Origin of the sequence: Agarivorans aestuarii (assembly GCF_019670125.1) — a bacterium.
GTDB lineage: Bacteria > Pseudomonadota > Gammaproteobacteria > Enterobacterales > Celerinatantimonadaceae > Agarivorans > Agarivorans aestuarii.
The window spans coordinates 1,360,662-1,378,706 of sequence record NZ_AP023033.1 but is presented as its reverse complement, the minus strand read 5'-3'; the positions used below and the strand labels follow the sequence as shown (position 1 = coordinate 1,378,706).

At 43.5% G+C, this 18,045-nt stretch carries 22 protein-coding genes; 15 read left to right on the top strand and 7 right to left on the bottom strand.

Annotated features, from left to right (window positions below; all coding sequences use genetic code 11):
- Window positions 1–390: 390 nt before the first annotated feature.
- The 9 genes from cysK (at window position 391) to K5609_RS21820 (ending at window position 7,630) form a co-directional block, all read left to right on the top strand.
- Window positions 391–1,359, top strand: a complete 969-nt coding sequence (gene cysK / locus K5609_RS06420) for a cysteine synthase A (protein ID WP_163132352.1) — start codon at window positions 391–393, stop codon at window positions 1,357–1,359.
- Between the two features lie 414 nt (window positions 1,360–1,773).
- Window positions 1,774–2,031 carry an HPr family phosphocarrier protein gene (locus tag K5609_RS06415; RefSeq protein WP_016403637.1) on the top strand — a complete coding sequence of 86 codons (258 nt, stop codon included), beginning with the start codon at window positions 1,774–1,776 and terminating at the stop codon, window positions 2,029–2,031.
- A gap of 51 nt (window positions 2,032–2,082) precedes the next feature.
- Window positions 2,083–3,810: a phosphoenolpyruvate-protein phosphotransferase PtsI gene (gene ptsI / locus K5609_RS06410; RefSeq protein WP_221076454.1), complete on the top strand. Its 1,728-nt coding sequence runs from the start codon at window positions 2,083–2,085 to the stop codon at window positions 3,808–3,810.
- 44 nt (window positions 3,811–3,854) lie between these two features.
- Window positions 3,855–4,364: a PTS glucose transporter subunit IIA gene (crr, locus tag K5609_RS06405; RefSeq protein ID WP_016403639.1), complete on the top strand. Its 510-nt coding sequence runs from the start codon at window positions 3,855–3,857 to the stop codon at window positions 4,362–4,364.
- Window positions 4,365–4,521: 157 nt separating this feature from the next.
- Window positions 4,522–4,887 carry an ArsC family reductase gene (locus K5609_RS06400; protein ID WP_163132348.1) on the top strand — a complete coding sequence of 122 codons (366 nt, stop codon included), beginning with the start codon at window positions 4,522–4,524 and terminating at the stop codon, window positions 4,885–4,887.
- Between the two features lie 4 nt (window positions 4,888–4,891).
- Entirely contained in the window at window positions 4,892–6,034 is a 1,143-nt protein-coding gene (gene dapE / locus K5609_RS06395) for a succinyl-diaminopimelate desuccinylase (RefSeq protein WP_221076453.1), read from the top strand.
- Window positions 6,027–6,716 (top strand): M15 family metallopeptidase, encoded by a 690-nt coding sequence (locus K5609_RS06390; RefSeq protein WP_221076452.1) that lies wholly within the window; start codon window positions 6,027–6,029, stop codon window positions 6,714–6,716. Before dapE ends, K5609_RS06390 begins: the two co-directional genes overlap by 8 nt.
- On the top strand, window positions 6,716–7,417 hold the full coding sequence (locus K5609_RS06385) for a hypothetical protein (RefSeq protein WP_221076451.1): 702 nt from the start codon (window positions 6,716–6,718) through the stop codon (window positions 7,415–7,417). The genes K5609_RS06390 and K5609_RS06385 overlap by 1 nt, the downstream gene beginning before the upstream one ends.
- A 66-nt stretch (window positions 7,418–7,483) precedes the next feature.
- A complete protein-coding gene (locus K5609_RS21820; RefSeq protein WP_221076450.1) occupies window positions 7,484–7,630 on the top strand; it encodes a DUF2897 family protein in 147 nt (48 codons plus the stop codon).
- A 32-nt stretch (window positions 7,631–7,662) separates the two neighbouring features.
- Here the strand turns inward: K5609_RS21820 and K5609_RS06375 are convergent, their stop codons facing one another.
- Window positions 7,663–8,064 carry a hypothetical protein gene (locus K5609_RS06375; protein WP_221076449.1) on the bottom strand — a complete coding sequence of 134 codons (402 nt, stop codon included), beginning with the start codon at window positions 8,062–8,064 and terminating at the stop codon, window positions 7,663–7,665.
- Window positions 8,065–8,303: 239 nt separating this feature from the next.
- Entirely contained in the window at window positions 8,304–9,491 is a 1,188-nt protein-coding gene (bamC, locus tag K5609_RS06370) for an outer membrane protein assembly factor BamC (RefSeq protein WP_221076448.1), read from the bottom strand.
- Window positions 9,492–9,725: 234 nt separating this feature from the next.
- Here bamC and K5609_RS06365 point away from each other — a divergent pair, with 234 nt between their 5' ends.
- Both K5609_RS06365 and bcp read left to right on the top strand, forming a co-directional pair.
- A complete protein-coding gene (locus K5609_RS06365) occupies window positions 9,726–10,253 on the top strand; it encodes a glycine cleavage system transcriptional repressor (protein WP_221076447.1) in 528 nt (175 codons plus the stop codon).
- Between the two features lie 24 nt (window positions 10,254–10,277).
- Window positions 10,278–10,742 carry a thioredoxin-dependent thiol peroxidase gene (bcp, locus tag K5609_RS06360; protein WP_016403648.1) on the top strand — a complete coding sequence of 155 codons (465 nt, stop codon included), beginning with the start codon at window positions 10,278–10,280 and terminating at the stop codon, window positions 10,740–10,742.
- Here the strand turns inward: bcp and K5609_RS06355 are convergent, their stop codons facing one another.
- Window positions 10,743–11,831 (bottom strand): AI-2E family transporter, encoded by a 1,089-nt coding sequence (locus tag K5609_RS06355; RefSeq protein WP_221076446.1) that lies wholly within the window; start codon window positions 11,829–11,831, stop codon window positions 10,743–10,745.
- A gap of 10 nt (window positions 11,832–11,841) precedes the next feature.
- Window positions 11,842–12,069 carry a sulfurtransferase TusA family protein gene (locus tag K5609_RS06350; RefSeq protein WP_221076445.1) on the bottom strand — a complete coding sequence of 76 codons (228 nt, stop codon included), beginning with the start codon at window positions 12,067–12,069 and terminating at the stop codon, window positions 11,842–11,844.
- A 129-nt stretch (window positions 12,070–12,198) separates the two neighbouring features.
- Between K5609_RS06350 and bepA the strand changes: the two genes are divergently transcribed.
- From bepA to K5609_RS06335, 3 genes are read left to right on the top strand one after another with little or no spacing between them, the layout of a single operon-like run.
- Window positions 12,199–13,638, top strand: coding sequence for a beta-barrel assembly-enhancing protease (bepA, locus tag K5609_RS06345; protein WP_221076444.1), 1,440 nt, complete (start codon window positions 12,199–12,201; stop codon window positions 13,636–13,638).
- A 20-nt stretch (window positions 13,639–13,658) separates the two neighbouring features.
- Entirely contained in the window at window positions 13,659–14,009 is a 351-nt protein-coding gene (gene arsC / locus K5609_RS06340; RefSeq protein ID WP_221076443.1) for an arsenate reductase (glutaredoxin), read from the top strand.
- Window positions 14,002–14,391, top strand: coding sequence for a DUF2069 domain-containing protein (locus K5609_RS06335; RefSeq protein WP_221076442.1), 390 nt, complete (start codon window positions 14,002–14,004; stop codon window positions 14,389–14,391). The genes arsC and K5609_RS06335 overlap by 8 nt, the downstream gene beginning before the upstream one ends.
- Window positions 14,392–14,394: 3 nt before the next feature.
- On the opposite strand, the gene hda is transcribed toward K5609_RS06335, so the two are convergent.
- The 3 genes from hda to upp form a co-directional block, all read right to left on the bottom strand.
- A complete protein-coding gene (hda, locus tag K5609_RS06330; RefSeq protein WP_016403654.1) occupies window positions 14,395–15,099 on the bottom strand; it encodes a DnaA inactivator Hda in 705 nt (234 codons plus the stop codon).
- 70 nt (window positions 15,100–15,169) lie between these two features.
- Window positions 15,170–16,165: a DUF2066 domain-containing protein gene (locus K5609_RS06325; protein ID WP_221076441.1), complete on the bottom strand. Its 996-nt coding sequence runs from the start codon at window positions 16,163–16,165 to the stop codon at window positions 15,170–15,172.
- A gap of 39 nt (window positions 16,166–16,204) precedes the next feature.
- Window positions 16,205–16,831, bottom strand: a complete 627-nt coding sequence (gene upp / locus K5609_RS06320; RefSeq protein WP_221076440.1) for a uracil phosphoribosyltransferase — start codon at window positions 16,829–16,831, stop codon at window positions 16,205–16,207.
- A gap of 173 nt (window positions 16,832–17,004) precedes the next feature.
- Here upp and purM point away from each other — a divergent pair, with 173 nt between their 5' ends.
- Window positions 17,005–18,045 carry a phosphoribosylformylglycinamidine cyclo-ligase gene (gene purM / locus K5609_RS06315; RefSeq protein WP_163132331.1) on the top strand — a complete coding sequence of 347 codons (1,041 nt, stop codon included), beginning with the start codon at window positions 17,005–17,007 and terminating at the stop codon, window positions 18,043–18,045.

The following is an 18,045-nucleotide window of genomic DNA, read 5'->3' as shown; positions in this document are numbered from 1 at the left end:
CGCTATTGTGCTTCAATGTAAAGTTATACCAGACAACCGTATGTTAACTATTAAACAAAATAATGGGATAAAGATAATAGTTAATCAGCTCGCAGTTTTGGCACTGCAAGTTTGTGGTTGCCTCATCATCTAGTCCAATTGCAGCTTAAAACTAACAATGCTTATAGCTTCAATAATAGACCTAGAGCCAGCTATGACTGCGTTTATTCACAAGTCTTCTACAAATCCTAGCTTTATGGCATATCAATTTATCTCTTAATTACATAACGTTATAAATAAACGTTACTTCCCCTTCCCAAATAGCGCGTTATGCTAGTAACACAGTAATGCTGCTAAGTGCTGATAATCACTGATTGTAGCAAGCCTATAAACCTTAAAAAGGACGTTTCAATGAGTAAGATTTACGAAGACAATTCCCTGACTATTGGTCGTACACCACTAGTTCGCCTTAACCGCGTAAGCAAAGGTAACGTACTTGCTAAAGTAGAAAGCCGTAACCCTAGCTTCAGTGTTAAATGTCGTATCGGCGCAAACTTAGTATGGGACGCAGAAAAGAAAGGTTTGCTTGGCCCAGGTAAAGAAATCATTGAACCTACCAGTGGTAATACCGGTATTGCACTAGCATTTGTTGCTTCATCACGTGGTTACCCAATCACGCTCACAATGCCAAATACCATGAGCTTAGAGCGCCGTAAACTGCTTAAAGCATTGGGTGCAAACTTAGTACTAACTGAAGGTGCTAAAGGCATGAAAGGCGCTATCGCTAAAGCGGAAGAAATTCGCGATAGCAACGCTGAAAGATACGTATTGCTTGGTCAATTTGATAACCCAGCTAACCCAGAGATCCACGAAAAAACCACTGGCCCAGAGATCTGGGAAGACACCGATGGCGAAGTTGATGTGTTTGTGGCTGGTGTAGGTACCGGTGGTACTATTACAGGTGTTAGCCGTTACATTAAACTGGAACAGGGCAAAAACATCACTTCTGTTGCTGTAGAGCCGGTAGATTCACCAATTATTGCTCAAGCTAAAGCAGGTGAAGAACTTACTCCTGGCCCACACAAAATCCAAGGTATTGGTGCAGGTTTCATTCCTGGCAACCTTGACTTAGAAATGGTTGACGCTGTAGAGCAAGTAAGCAACGAAGACGCCATTGCTATGGCACAACGCTTAATGGAAGAAGAAGGCATTTTAGCGGGTATCTCTTCAGGTGCCGCTGTTGTAGCTGCTAACCGCATCGCTGAAAAACCAGAATTTGCTGATAAAACGATTGTTGTAATATTGCCAAGTTCAGGTGAGCGTTACCTATCAAGTGCTTTATTTGCCAACATCTTTACTGAACAAGAAAACGTTCAATAAGCAAATAAAACCAAGCAATAACTAAGCAACCTGCAATAGGTTGCTTTTTTTTGCGACCAAGACTTTATTTCCAAAGAAAATTAACCATTAAGACTTGTGCAACAAAACTGCAAAATCTATACTCCAAATCGCTAAACAATGCGCTTTACAATGTATCAGTTTGTAACGAAAGGTATCAAAATAGATACATTGTTCACTTCGATAAATTAGTATTATTTATTAAATTACATAGAGTTATACTAAAACCCCCTATGTAATATTAAGTAACATTGTACAACTAAATAGGAAAATTTGACGTAGATTAAACTTTACTCGAGGTTTTTACGTTATTTTTTTCTCGAAAACGTTTTACTAATAAGCGTCTAAGCTTATATCAAGCTATAGGCGACATAATTTAACTTGAGGAATGATTGTATGTTTGAGAAAAGTGTTGTTATCACCGCTGAAAATGGTCTTCATACTCGCCCTGCGGCACAATTTGTAAAAGAAGCAAAAGCATTTTCTAGCGATATCACTGTTGAGAGCAATGGCAAATCTGCCAGTGCAAAAAGCCTTTTTAAACTACAAACTCTTGGCCTAACTAAAGGTACTAGTGTGGTAATTCGCGCCGAAGGCGAAGATGAAACTGCCGCAGTAGAAAAGCTAGTTGCGTTAATGGATGAACTTGAATAAGTCAGCATTTTTATAAGTCCGTTAATCAGTTCAACTAAATAGGTGTAGGTTATGATTTCAGGTATTCTGGCATCTCCAGGAATTTCAATTGGTAAAGCACTGCTACTTGCAGAACAAGAAGTAGTGATTAACCAAACTAATATCGACGCAGCGCAGGTAGAAAGCGAAGTACAACGCTTTTTCGAAGGACGAAATAAAACGTCTGCACAGCTGGAAGAAATTAAAATAATGGCAGGTAAAACCTTCGGCGAAGAGAAAGAAGCTATCTTCGAAGGACATATCATGTTGTTAGAAGATGAAGAGCTTGAAGAGGAAATTCTAGCCTGCATTAAAGATAACTTAGTTAGCGCAGACAACGCAGCTCATACCATTATTGAGCAAAACGCGCAGATGCTAGCCGAGTTAGACGACCCTTACCTAAAAGAACGCGCTACGGACTTTCGCGACATAGGTTCTCGTTTAGTTAAAAACATTCTAGGTATAGAAATTGTTTCTTTAAGTACCATTACCGAAGAAGTGATTTTAGTAGCCAACGATTTAACACCATCAGAAACGGCGCAAATTAACTTAGACAAAGTGCTAGGTTTTGTTACCGATATCGGCGGTCGCACTTCACATACCTCTATTATGGCTCGCTCATTAGAGCTACCCGCCGTAGTAGGCACCAACGATGTTACCCAACAAGTAAAGAACGGTGACATCATTGCGCTAGACGCCCTTAACAACGAAGTGATTATTAACCCTAGCGACGAGCAACTAGCTACTTACAAGCAGCGTCAACAAAGCTACATAGACGAAAAAGCTGAGTTAGCTAAGTTAAAAGACTTGCCAGCGGTTTCTTTAGATGGCCATCAAATTGAAGTATGCGCCAACATCGGCACCATTAAAGATGTCGACGGTGCTCACCGCAACGGCTCAGAAGGTGTGGGTTTATACCGCACTGAGTTTTTGTTCATGGATCGCGATTCACTGCCAAGCGAAGACGAGCAGTTCGAAGCTTACAAAGCTGTAGTAGAAGCGATGCAAGGCCACCCTGTGATTATCCGTACTATGGATATTGGTGGCGATAAAGACTTACCTTATTTAGATTTGCCAAAAGAGATGAACCCATTCTTGGGTTGGCGTGCGATTCGTATTTTCTTCGACCGTGAAGAAATCATGAATGCTCAACTTCGCGCTCTATTACGCGCTTCAGCTTTTGGTAAAGTGCGCATCATGTTCCCGATGATTATTTCGGTTGAAGAAATTCGCAAGTTAAACGGTGTATTAGATACGCTAAAAGCGGAGTTGCGCGCTGAAGACATCGCCTTTGATGAAGAAGTTGAAGTTGGCGTAATGGTTGAAACACCGGCAGCAGCGGCTATTGCCCACCATTTAATTAAAGAAGTAGACTTCTTTAGTATTGGAACCAACGACTTAACTCAGTACACTCTAGCAGTAGATCGTGGTAATGAGCTTATTTCGTCACTCTATAACCCAATGTCACCGGCAGTTCTTACTTTGATCAAGCAAGTTATTGATGCTTCACATGCTGAAGGTAAGTGGACTGGTATGTGTGGTGAGTTGGCTGGTGATGAAACTGCCACCTTGTTATTGATGGGAATGGGCTTAGATGAATTTTCAATGAGTGCCATTTCTATACCAAGGATCAAAAAACTGATCCGTAATTCAAACTATGCTGATGTGAAGAAATTAGCCGATCAAGCTTTAGCGTTACCAACAGCCGCTGAAATTGAAACGTTAGTTGACACTTTTGTTAAACAAAATTCCGTCTGTTAAGATAGTTACAACTGCACAATACATAAGAATTTAGGAGCGCCACAATGGGTCTATTCGACAAATTCAAGAAAATGGTTTCAGATGATAGTTCAAGCAAAGGCGGGATCGATATTATCGCCCCACTATCTGGTGAAATCGTTCCTATTGAAGAAGTGCCTGATGTAGTATTTGCTGAAAAAATCGTGGGTGATGGTATCGCGATTAAGCCAAGCGGTAACAAAATGGTAGCGCCATGTGACGGTACCATTGGTAAGATTTTTGAAACTAACCACGCGTTTTCATTAGAATCAACCGACGGCGTTGAACTGTTTGTTCACTTCGGTATTGATACCGTTGAGCTAAAAGGTGAAGGTTTCACTCGTATCGCGGCTGAAGGCCAAGAAGTGAAACAAGGTGATGTGATTATTGAGTTTGATCTAGCGGTGCTAGAAGAAAAAGCAAAATCAACACTAACGCCAGTGGTTATCTCTAATATGGACGAGATTAAAGAGTTAGTGAAAAAATCAGGTTCTGTAACCATTAGCGAAACGCCGGTGCTAACCATTATTAAATAAACTGGGCTTTGCCTAAGTGATTAAACCACGCTAATTAGCGTGGTTTTTTTTGCCTTAAATACACCTAAGTCTTACTAATTCCCCTACCAGCTTAATTGGTCGATGAGCTTTGCCTTCAGCTCTGGTATTCTTAGCCAAAATAAAAAAGGGAACATACATGTCTGCAACTAACATAGTAATGTTCGGGATCCCCAACTGCGACACTATTAAAAAAGCCCGCCGTTGGTTAAACGAACACAACATCGAGTTTAGCTTCCACGACTATCGTAAAGATGGGGTAAGCCTTGAGCAAATTAGCCATTGGTGTGAACAGCTAGGCTGGGAAGCGGTTTTGAATAAGCGCGGTACTACCTATCGCCAGCTAAGCGACCAGCAAAAAGCTGAACTGAATAAAGACTCTGCCATTCAATTGCTAGCCGAGCATCCAGCAATGATTAAGCGCCCATTGCTTCAAGTTGAGCAATCATTCACGCTTGGCTTTAAAGCCGACCAATATCAACAACTCTTTTCTCCGGAAGCATAAATTCATGTCAGATAGTCCCGTTTTACACTTAGCAAAAGATCTTATTAGCCGACCTTCGGTTACTCCGGAAGATTGCGATTGCCAAAAATTAATGGCCCATAGATTAGCCGCTGTTGGTTTTAATATTGAAGAAATGGTATTTGAAGACACCACCAATATGTGGGCACGTAAAGGTAATACCGGCCCATTGTTTTGTTTTGCTGGCCATACCGATGTAGTACCTCCAGGGCCTGCCGAAAAATGGCATACTCCTCCCTTTGAGCCAACCGTGATTGATGGTGTTTTACATGGCCGCGGAGCGGCCGACATGAAAGGATCATTAGCAGCTATGATCGTTGCTACCGAGCGATTTGTGGCTGATTACCCTAATCACATTGGCTCTATTTCTTACTTGATCACCTCTGATGAAGAAGGCCCATTTATCAACGGCACTACCCGCGTGGTAGATACCTTAATGGAACGTAATGAAATAATTGATATGTGTTTGGTGGGTGAACCATCGTCTACTCACCTTGTGGGAGATGTGGTTAAAAATGGTCGCCGCGGCTCACTAACCGGAGATATAAGGGTAAAAGGTGTACAAGGCCACGTAGCCTACCCTCACCTAGCTAAAAACCCAATTCATGATGCAGCACCGGCGCTCGCCGAATTGGCCGCTATGCACTGGGACAACGGAAATCAATTCTTCCCACCTACTAGCTTTCAAATTGCCAATATTCACTCAGGTACAGGCGCCTCCAATGTGATTCCTGGTGAATTAGATGTTCAATTTAACTTCCGCTACTCCACCGAGCTAACAGATAGTGACATTGTAAAACGAGTGCACAATATCTTTGATAGCCACGGCTTAGACTACCAATTAGATTGGACCTACAACGGCCAACCATTCTTAACCGAAGAAGGCGACTTCTTATCGGCGGTGAGCAATGCGGTAAGCAAAGTAACCAAGAAAGCGCCTGAATTACTTACTACTGGAGGAACTTCTGATGGCCGCTTTATCGCCAAAATGGGAACTCAAGTTGTTGAGCTTGGTCCAGTAAATGCCACCATTCATAAGGTAAATGAGTGCGTTAAAGTGGCCGATTTAGAACAGTTAGCAGATATGTACTACGAGCTGTTAGTAAACGTTCTTGGCGGCAATGAGTAAACTTGCCAAGCCTCTAGCCCTTTATGGGCTAGACAAGAGCGAACTAATTGATGACCCCGAGCTTGCTTGGGTTCATCGCTTAGTTTTATCTGATCTCAAAAAGCTTATCAAAGCAGCTACACAGGCTGGATTTAACTTAAGCATTTTTAGCGGTTATCGAGATTTTCACCGCCAGCTGGCGATCTGGAATAACAAGTGGAATGGCCTGCGACCGATTCTAGATGCCAATAGCCAGCCGCTGGATATCTCTACCCTGAGTGATGAGCAAAAGCTGCATGCTATTTTGCGTTGGTCGGCTTTACCAGGCACTAGTCGCCATCATTGGGGCACCGATTTCGACTTTTACGACCCCAAGTTATTGCCTAAAGGCAGCTGTTTAGAGCTTATTCCCCTAGAATATGCGGAGCAAGGTTGCCAGCACAACTTATCGTTATGGTTAAGTAAATACGCTAAAGATTTCGGCTTTTTCTACCCCTACTTGCGTTTTAAGGGCGGCGTAGAATTTGAGCCGTGGCACTTAAGCCACCTAGCCACCAGCCAAACCATGATGAGTAAGCTCAATGCTAGCCAAGTACTGGAACACTTAAGTAACGCACAAGTGGAAGGCTTTGCTTGTATTGAACAACACATCGAACAAATTTTTAGCCAATACGTTACCAATATCTGTTTACCGGAGACCTAATGCCCAGCTTTTACACCACCTTGTTTGTTAGCCTTGTTAGCTGCTCTGCACTGGCCTTTTTGGTATTGATGCTGGTTCTGCACAAAGGCGAACTATGCCCCGGGCAAACAGGCAGAATTCAACGCCAATTAAGCACGCTTGTTAGCTTTATTACCTTGGCGGGATTAAGTGGATTTGAAAGCCAACAAGCTACTTGGTTGCTAGGATTAGTCTTCGCTAGTGCCTTAATCGGTTGGGTATTAACTTACAAAATCAACAAGCTTAAACACAAACGTAGTTTAAACCTTAACTATTGGTGGTTAATGGGGACGCCACTGGTATTAGCCGGTGTGGTTGTGTTATTGCAACATAGCATCGCGATTTTTAGCTTTATTGCTTGCGCGTCGGCTATTGCTCATTGGCTAATGGTTAAGGCTAAACACCGCTTAACGAGCTTTGATAAGCTACTGCCTTTTGCCGGGCTCGCGGCGGCAATGTGTAGCCTTGTAGCAGTTTGTATTTACCTGATTTTAAACCAAACACTATTGGAACAAGGCGATACAGTTAAGCATTTTGTAGTTATGAGCAGCTTGTTATTGCTAGCGACCTTGTTGTGGTTATTCCCCCAACTAAAGAAAACCGCCCCGCCAGCCCCCTTGTTACTTGCTGTGGCGCTTATAAGCTTTATTTCTAGCCTTAACCTTCAAGCACTCAGCGTTTAACTGGCCAAACTAGCTCTCGCTGAGCTAGTTTAAATAATCTGCGATAACACGATTTGGAGACTTACTTTGGCAATCGGCTACGTTATTCTGATCATTGTTCTGGTTTTGGGTTTTATCCTCGGCAATTTGATGTTGCTCAAGCACATGGATCGATTTAACAGCAAGACAAAATTGCCCAAATCAAAAAAGTCGCAGGACTCAAAACCACGCTAAGCCACCTAGTAATAGTTAACTCTCCCTAAGCCTTATTGCTGCTCCTTTTGTTTTTCTAAAGCCTGTAAGTAAACATCTCTGGCTGTAAGTGAACCCGCTTGCTCGGCATCTTTTACAAGCTTTAAAGCCTGCTTTTCATTACCGTTGGCAATAGATTGTCGAATGAGCTGTCCAAACATGGCGTCTACTTCTGGGTCTATAATCGGCCTTGTCGTGTTGCTAGTCGCCTCATTTGCGCCAATAGTATCTACACTAGAGTTGCTCGCTTCTCCGGCAACGATAGTGGTAGTACTTTCTGCAGAGTTAGCACCTACGCTATCCACGCTAGAATGGCTAGGCTCAGCCACCGTATCAACGCCATTTGAATTACTGTTCGGGCTATTACTGCATGCACCAAGAGTAAGGGCCACACTAACTACCAACAATACCTTCATAATAGATACCTTATTTGGTGAAAAACGCTTTTTGATTAACCAAAATTAAGTGCCAATACGTCAATAACAGGCCTATTTCGTTGATGACTAAAGCGCTTAACACACGCTAATAAACAACTAAGCAGGTGGTTTTTATCTTGGTATGTATCCAAGCCGAATCATCTAGCACTATTAATCACAGGCAAAAAAAAGACCTCTATTTAGAGGCCCTTTAAGTTTAGCTCAAGCGGCAGTTTTTGTTAGCGAGACAAGCTATCGCGAGTATCTAAGCCCATCTTCATCAAGATAGCGAGGTAAGGATACAAGCTCTTCACTTCACTCGGCTTAAGCACTACACCTTCGTTATCACTTAGGGTGATTTGAGTAACATTGCCATTTGAGCCAACAGTAAAGATATAGTCTTTCTCTTCGAACTCCATGGTACTTAAACCGTAGTTTTCAAGTACCTGCTCTGGTGGGCGCTCGTAGGTTAGGTACAAACTGCCAGAGTTAGCAATGTAGTCTGTAATGGTGAAGCCCGCCAAAGGTAATACTAAACGCAAACGCTTCATGGTTTTTTCCATGTTGGCACGCGCTTTATAGTAAGCAGCGCCACTGTCGTTCACCAATACTAGGTTCACTGTTTCATCATAAAGCTGTTCTTTCTCAGCTTCACTCATGGCAGCTAAGCGCGCTTCTTCACGTTGAGCTGCCAGCTGTTCTTCTAGCTCTTCACGTCGGTCACTTACGTAACCAATTAAGCGATTAAGCTCTACCACTGCTAGGCGCTGCTTGTCGAACTCATCTAAATCAATCGCTAAGTCTCCACCATCGCGATAAATTTCACCATCGACAAAGCTTACTTTTAGACCAGCAGTTCGACCGTGAGGTTTAACTTCTAGCTGATAGATAAACTTTTGGCGTTGCTCCATAACGGTATCACTGGAGAAAATCCACCAGCTACCTTCTACCGTTTCAGCATCAACCAACCAATTAGATTCGATTAAAGCTTGCTGATCATCGCGGCGAGCAACCGACGAATTACGATAGCTTATGTAATCGCTAATGGTTTGCATCATTGTTGCAGTGGTTTCGGTAGCCGTTTGTGCTTGTAAAATATCAAACCAAAAAATCAAACCATCATCGGTATCTTCAATACGGCTACCGGCAATCAGCGGAATAATTTGCACAGGTGCGCGAACATCCACCGCCGAGCCAACTAAAATTTCTTCTTTAGCTTGCGGTGTTGGAATAACAAATTCACTACTTTGCTCAGGTGGTGTTATCCCATCTGGGATCACTAAGGGTTCTACTTGGGTAGCATCTAAATACTCAAAACCACGCTCAGCTTGGCGGTGTTTATCGCCACTATTAGAGCACGCTGCTAGAGTGGCTACTAGGCTGCCAAAAAACACGATTTTCATCGTTGGAAAAGAAACTAGTTGCATATCCCACTACATCTACAAACAAAAACATTTACTGGTAAGTGGTTTCGTCCAGCGAAAACAATCCAGAGTAAGGGCGCTATACTACTTAGCCACTTTCATAAACACAAGGCGAAAACATTCAGGGCTTGATACAAACTCACCTTTTGCTTTCTGCTAAATTACTATGCGCTAGAATTCCCTGCTTTAAGCAAGTATCCTGACACACTAAATCTTGCTAAATATGTAAAACGGAATATGAGTCAACATCTTGTGGTCACCGCTGTTGGCAGTAATCGGCCAGGCATCGTAAATCAACTCACTCAGCTGGTATCTAGTTGTGGCTGTAACATTGTAGATAGTCGCATGGCGCTATTTGGTTCAGAGTTCACCTTAATTATGCTGATTTCGGGTTCGCACAATGCGGTGATTCAAATAGAAACCCGCCTACCCGCTACCGCCCAAGAACTACAGCTACTCACTGTAATGAAAAAAACCTCGCGCCACGAGTTGATCGATTATTCACACGCAGCGGTTTTGCAACTGACCTTGCCCGATGCCACTGGGGTGATTAGCAAAGTCACTCAGTTTATTAGCGACAACCAAATGAATATGGTGAGCTTAAAATCTAATCTATTTACTAAAAACAATATTGAGATGTTGCACGCGGAGTTCGACGTAAAGCTCAACCAAACGCATCAACCAGAACAAATAGAGCAAGCGTTTGCCCGCCTATGCCAAGAATTAGGCAGCGAACAGTTTGATCTTCAAATTTTGTCAAATTAAGTACCACTATAAAGGACACCCTTAATGAACACATTGACGGCCGGAGCAGCTGCTCCGCAATTTGACTTGCCAAACCAAGATGAAAAACGTATCAAGCTTAGCGACTACGCAGGTAAAAAAGTATTGGTGTATTTTTACCCTAAGGCTTTAACGCCGGGTTGTACTACTCAAGCTTGCGGCTTACGTGACAGCATTGAACAACTCAAAGACGCAAACACGGTAGTATTTGGTGTAAGCCCCGATCCAGTAAAACGTCTGCCTAAGTTTATCGAAAAACATCAGCTTAACTTTGACTTACTGTCAGATGAAGATCATGCGGTCGCTGATCAGTTTGGCGTATGGGGCTTGAAAAAGTTTATGGGCAAAGAATATGACGGCATTCATCGCATTAGCTTTTTAATTGATGAGCAAGGCCAAATTGAGCATGTGTTTAATAAGTTTAAAACTAAAGAGCACCACCAAGTAGTGCTCGATTACTTAAACCAATAATTATTCCGCAGAGGTTGAGGGCTCGTTGTCCTCAACCTTTTCTATATGATGCGGCCACGCATTCATTACCGCTTTCACTAAGGTGGCGAGCGGAATCGCAAAGAACACGCCCCAAAAGCCCCACAAACCGCCAAATACCAGCACCGCGACAATAATCGCCAAGGGGTGTAAGTTAACCGCTTCTGAGAACAAAATAGGCACTAATACATTGCCATCAATCACTTGTATTATGCCGTAAGCCAACATAAGGTAACCAAATTGAGGGCTTAAGCCCCACTGGAATAAACCAACCATAGCAACCGGTAAGGTTACTGCAAAGGCACCGATAAAGGGAATAAGTACCGACAAACCCACTAACACGCCAAGTAACGCCGAGTAACGTAAATCCATAATCGCAAACACGATGTAACTAGCGCCACCCACCACCAATATCTCAATGGCTTTACCGCGAATATAGTTAATCACTTGGCCATTCATTTCCGACCAAACCTGGGTCAGCAAACGACGGTCATTAGGCAGGAAACGCGACACGCTGCTAAGTAATACTTTCTTGTCGCTTAACATGAAAAACACCATTAACGGCACTAATACGCTATATACCAATACCGTGGCTAAGTTAATGATTGAGGAAAGTGAAGACTGCAACAATTGCTCTCCCACGCCCATTAAGCGGGTTCTAACATTGTCTACCACACTTTCTACTAAGGCGCCGTCGATAAACTCTGGATATTGTTGTGGCAAAGACTCAAGCCATTGCTGAGTGCTATTAAGCATCACCGGGTATTCACTGAGTAAGTTCATCCCCTGCCCCCACACGGTGGGTAAAATGCGTAATACCGTAAATGTGGCAATCAGGAAAAATATGAGTAGTACTAAGGCACTAGCTAAGCCCCGGCGAAATCCGTGATTGGCTAAAAAACTCACCGGCCAATCCAACAAGTAAGCAAGTACTAAAGCAATAAGTAATGGTGCGAGTAAATTGCCAAAGAAATACAGCAGCACAAAACCAATAACCAACACCAGCGCCATGGCAACCGCCTCTGGGTCAGAAAACATGCGGCGGTACCAATTTGATAAGACTTTAAACATAGTTACAGCTTTAATCCTTTAGCGGTTGGACAGTTATGGTGACACAAAAGCCACGAGCACTTTGCTCTATACTTACGCCATGCCCTAGTCGACGAAAGTATTTGGGGATATCACTACGTGATCCGCTGTCCCCTAACAGCAACTGAATTTGATCACCCACTTTGGCTTGCTTCAGCCAAAGCTTACTTTCTAATAATGGGTAAGGACAGTTGTGTTTTTGTAAATCGAGGCAAAGCATTTGTAATAATTACCATAAAATAACCATGACATTATTACAGGCTATTGATCAGGACTCAATTTATAGCTTTTGAATAACAAACAAAATCGGGGTATTCTCGCGATACAAATGGAAAGTTATCGGATTTCAATGACGCGTTTCGCACATTTTATTCTAGCAGGCCTGCTTTTTGGCTACGCCCCTCTAATGTCTGCTAATAATCAATTGCCTGAAATAGGGACAGCCGGTGCGTCGGCTTTATCCATCGACAAAGAAATTATCTACGGCAATGCCTACATGCGAATTATTCGCGCTAGCAGCCGCATGACCAATGATCCAGTGTTGTCTGAATATGTTACCGAGTTAGGCAACCAGCTGGTTGCCAAAGCAGATTTAGTACGCACCCCATTTAACTTCTTTTTAGTGACCGATAACGAGATTAACGCAGCGGCCTTTTTAGGTGGCTACGTAAAAATTCATACCGGTTTGTTTTTGTATGCCGATACCGAAAGCGAATTTGCCTCGGTCATTGCCCACGAAATCGCCCACGTTACTCAACGCCATATTGCGCGTAGTATAGAAAACCAAGCCGCCGCACAAAATCTATCAATGGCTGGCATGTTAGGTTCTTTATTGTTGGGTCTTGCTAACCCGGTTGCAGGTATCGCGGCACTACAAGCTACCATGGCGGCAGGTGTGCAAAACTCAATTAACTACACCCGTGCCAACGAATTTGAAGCAGACCGAATTGGCCTTCGCACCTTGGCCAATGCCGGTTATGACCCAATAGGAATGGGTAACTTTTTTGGTAAACTGTCCGAAAAATACCGTTACGCGAGCAAACCTCCACAAATGTTAATCACTCACCCATTGCCAGAAACGCGGGTTAGTGAAGCGCGCGCTCGGGCAAATCAATACCCTAATCGTTACGTTGCGCCTTCCCTTTCGTTCCAGTTTGCCAAATCACGGATTATTGTCCGTCATGGCACCTTGTCTCCTTCAGAAGCCTTAGAGCACTACAACCGAGTTATAAAGCGCAAAGAATATCGAATTGAAGATGCCGCTCTCTATGGCAAAGCCCTGGCACTGTTTGGCATGGGCAAATATAAAGAATCAAAAGCAATCGTTGATGGTCTAGCCAAACGCCATTCCGACAACCTGTTTGTCATTGATACCCAAACAGACATCGATTTGGCGATGAAAAGCTACCAACCAGCGATTAAACGTTTGCAAGTAGCGCAGACTCGCTACCCCAATAACCAAGTTATTGTGCTCAACTTAGCCCATGCATTTAGTGAGAATGGCCAATTTGAAGAAGGCGCAAAACTGCTGGATCGTTACCTACGCGAGCGTCCTAACGACGCTCTGGCTTGGGGCGAGCTCAGCCGCAGCCAGCGACGCCTCAAGAATATGGCCGCTAGCCATACTGCACGTGCCGAATATCTTTCATTGCACTCAGATTATCGCCGCGCCATTGACGAACTGCATAGCGCCTATAACCTAACAGAAAACAATCTCGAGCAAGCTCGCATTCAAGCTAGAATTGAACAATTTAAAGCTGCTGAACAAGAACTCGAGTCGCTCAACTAAGATTTATACAAGGAACCAACATGTCTAGTATTCAAATCCTGCATAATCCTCGCTGCTCAAAAAGCCGTCAAACTCTGCAGCTTCTTCAAGAAAAAGGCATCGATCCAGAAATCGTGCTTTATCTTGAAACACCTCCAAGTGAAGCCGATATCGCTAATATGCTGGACATGATGCAGCTTGAGCCTCGCCAGCTAATGCGTACCAAAGAAGCACTCTACAAAGAATTGAATTTGGCCGATGCTTCACTCACTCCGGCTCAGTTAATTACCGCTATGCACGCTAATCCAAAATTGATTGAGCGGCCAATAGTGATCAATCAAGGGCAAGCACGCATTGGTCGCCCACCTGAGCAGGTGTTAGAGATTGTCTAAACTCACTACTTCCCAGCTATTACTGCTAGCAAAAAGCAGTTACTTACTGCTGCTAGCTTGGGTATTGTTATGGCATTTATGGCTATCACCGCCTGTGGATATTAGCCTTAGTATTATGCTGGTCTTTTGGGTTGTTCCCCTACTGTTCCCACTAAAAGGAATACTAGCGGGGAAACCTTATACCTACGCTTGGAGTTGCTTTGTACTGCTACTATATGTACTGCACAGCACTACGCTATTAGTGGTATCAGACACTGAGCGCTGGCTGGCAGCAGTAGAGTTAGTATTAGTACTCAGTGCTTTTTGGTTTGGATTACAATACGCCAAGTTTCGCGGTAAAGAGCTGGGAATAGGCTTAAAGAAACTAAAAGACAAAAGCTAAAGACTAAAGTTCTAAGATCTCTTTAACAAAGGGAACGGTTAGCTTACGTTGAGCAGTAATTGAAGCTTGGTCGAGTAGATCAAGCTTGTTCAACAAGGTAGGCATATCACGAGATAAACGCTTCAATAAAAATCGGGCAACCTCTAATGGCATTTTCAAGCCGCGTAATTCTGCCCGCAATTGCAAGGCGCTAAGCTTTTGCTCATCATCTAGCTCATGCAGCTTGTAGGTAACACCCCAATTTAAACGAGACTGTAAGTCAGCCAAGGCAAAAGATAATTGAGGTGCTGGCGCATTAGCTGTCACTATTAATCGGGTGGTAGAGGCTAACTCTTTTCGACGATTATAAAAATCAAAAATAGCTTCTTCCCAAGCCGAAATTCCCACTATCGCATCAATGTTGTCTAGGCAAACTAAGGCCATGCTCTCGAGGCCTTCGAGCATTTTAGGAGACATTGCGGCGTGCATCTCTAAGGGTAAGTAAGCGCTAGCCGCGCCAACATCGGCCATTTCGGTACAGCTGGCATGCAACAAATGGGTTCTACCCGATCCCTCACTGCCCCACAAATAAAGCATCCTCTCGCCTTTATCTAAAGCAAGATTACGCAGTGCACTTAATAACTGTTGATTATCGCCCGGGTAAAAACTTACCAAGGTTTCATCGTCAGGTAGCAGTACAGGAAGTGATAATTGCGGGGAAAAACTCAAAGTGACAAATCAAAGCTGATACAAAACTAGGGGCATTGTACCAGCTCGCTATTAAGATGAAAAATATTTGCTACTGGTAATAGTAGTACTTTGTACGTGTTTCATCCGCTTGCAACCGCGGAGCGATATCAAGTGAAGATTTAAGGTCTTCCCACGGGCTAAGCAATTGCACCTCAAAGGTGAACGTATCTTGTTTTACATTATGTAAAGTCACTCTTGCCACGCTAGGTTGCTGGTTTAGAAAGCGTTCTAACTCAACATATTTGTTCATGCTGGTAATATTGGCAAAACTCACTAACATTGCCTCGTCGGCATTTTCGCCAAGCACAACACCATAGCGCTCAGCCAAGCTAGCGCTTACGGCGCTCATCGCCTCTGCACTAATTTCCTCTAAGGAAGCTTGAACTTGGCCGCTATCTAGTTGAGTTTGGCTAGCGCTGTCTAGCAATCGCCATTGGATCTGCCAATTTTGCCCTTGTGGATACTGACGAAAGCTAAGCACCAGTGGCACCGAATAACGCTCGCTAGCGGCGTACAAAGGCCCATCAAAGCCGCCCCACACATCATTAACACTTACAGCCATGCTATCTTCTAAATCCATAACTGGCAGACGCACTGGCAAACCCAAAAGCTGAGCTTGCTCACGCCCTTTAACTAACCAGTCCTGCTGAGCACTATCGGCCAACAATTCACGGTTAAAATTCTGCTCGTTGGCGTACCACAATATGATGTCTGGACGCTGCTTGCCCCATAAACGTAGCTGGGCCTGCATCAGTAGCTGATTAACTTTAGCTTCGTTAAACAATACTGAGATAGCATCATCGCGATAAGCAAATTGCTGAATATAAGGGTTTATATTGGCTCTTGCTTTAGCTACCAGGGGATTAGTATTGCTGGCTTGCTCACCGGTTAAGCGCAGCACTAATAACTCAAAAGCCTGTTGTTGATCTTGTTGGGTATCGCCTGTGGCTTGTGCTTCAATTCGGTAAAGTTCCTCTTGCGAGGATGCTTGAACCGGCCAAATCACAACTGCCAAACTAAGTACCAACAACCACTTTTTAATCACTACGCTCTCCTAGAGATTCAATTCAATATTTTTGATGTACTACTTAGTACCAAAAATCTTATCGCCGGCATCACCTAAACCAGGAAGGATATAACCTTGCTCATTTAGCTTTTCATCAATTGACGCAGTATACAAGACCAAATCAGGGTGTGCAGCTTCCAAGGCTTTTAAACCTTCTGGCGCAGCGACCAATACGAGTACCACGATGTCTTTACAGCCTTGCTCTTTAAGTAAGTCGATAGTGGCAATCATAGAACCGCCAGTGGCCAGCATTGGGTCAACCACAAGGGCTAAACGCTCATCAATTTGACCAACCAATTTATGGAAATACGGAACCGGCTCTAAAGTCTCTTCATCCCGGTAAATGCCCACTACACTGGTTTTTGCTGAAGGCATATGTTCTAACACACCGTCCATCATGCCAAGGCCCGCGCGCAAAATAGGCACAACCGTAGCCTTTTTACCTTTAATTTGTTCAACCTTCACTGGGCCATTCCAACCGGCAATAGTCACTTCTTCAATTTCTAAGTTGGCTGTCGCTTCGTAGGTAAGTAATGCGGATACTTCGCGTGCTAATTCACGAAAACGCTTTGTGCTAATGTCTGCTTCGCGCATTAGGCCAATTTTATGACGAACTAAAGGATGCTTTACTTCAACAACTTTCATCTCTATTCCTTTGATTTACCGAATTGTGAGCCGCTAGTTTAAATCAGGCTCAATGGAGATATGTTAGCAAATATCAACAAAATGTCTTAGTTATCGTTTATTACTGTTACCGAACCGCTAACACTGCTAAAATGTCGCGAATTTTTTTTCCATGTTCGTTGCAAGGTAATCCCGTGACCAAACAAAACACCCCTCTGAGTTATAAAGATGCTGGCGTTGATATCGAAGCTGGTAATGCATTAGTAGAACGTATTAAAAGTGTTAGTAAACGTACCCAGCGCCCAGAAGTAATGGGTGGACTAGGAGGCTTTGGTGCATTGTGTCAATTGCCAACTGGTTATAAAGAGCCTGTATTAGTTGCTGGCACCGACGGTGTGGGTACTAAATTACGTTTAGCGCTAGATTTGGAAAAGCACGACACCGTTGGTATCGACTTAGTCGCAATGTGTGTAAATGACCTTATTGTTCAAGGTGCTGAGCCTCTATTTTTCTTAGACTACTACGCAACCGGCAAACTTGAAGTTGATACCGCAGCAGACGTTGTAAAGGGTATTGGTCAAGGTTGTGAGCAATCTGGCTGTGCCTTAATTGGTGGTGAAACTGCAGAAATGCCAGGCATGTACCATGGCGACGACTATGACATCGCAGGCTTCTGTGTGGGTGTTGTTGAAAAGTCAGAAATTATTGATGGCACTAAAGTGGCTAGCGGTGACGCACTAATCGCACTAGCTTCTAGCGGTCCTCACTCAAACGGTTACTCGCTAATTCGCAAGATTCTAGAAGTATCTAACGCCGATCCTAAACAAGTACTAGGTGAAAGTACTTTAGGTGAAACCCTATTAACGCCTACCAAGATTTACGTTAAATCTGTATTAGCGCTGCTTAAGCAATGTGAAGTACATGCTTTATCACATATCACTGGTGGTGGTTTCTGGGAAAACATCCCTCGCGTATTACCTGCTGGCGCTAAAGCAGTGGTTGATGAAAACAGCTGGCAGTGGCCAGAAGTATTCAACTGGTTACAAGAAAACGGTAACGTTGCTCGCGAAGAAATGTACCGCACTTTCAACTGTGGTGTTGGCATGGTTATCGCGCTACCAGAAGCTGAAGTAGAAGCCGCTCTTGCTTTATTAGCAGAACACGGCGAAACAGCTTGGAAAATTGGCCACATTGAAGATGTAGCTGAAGGCGAAGGCCAAGTAGAATTTAAATAG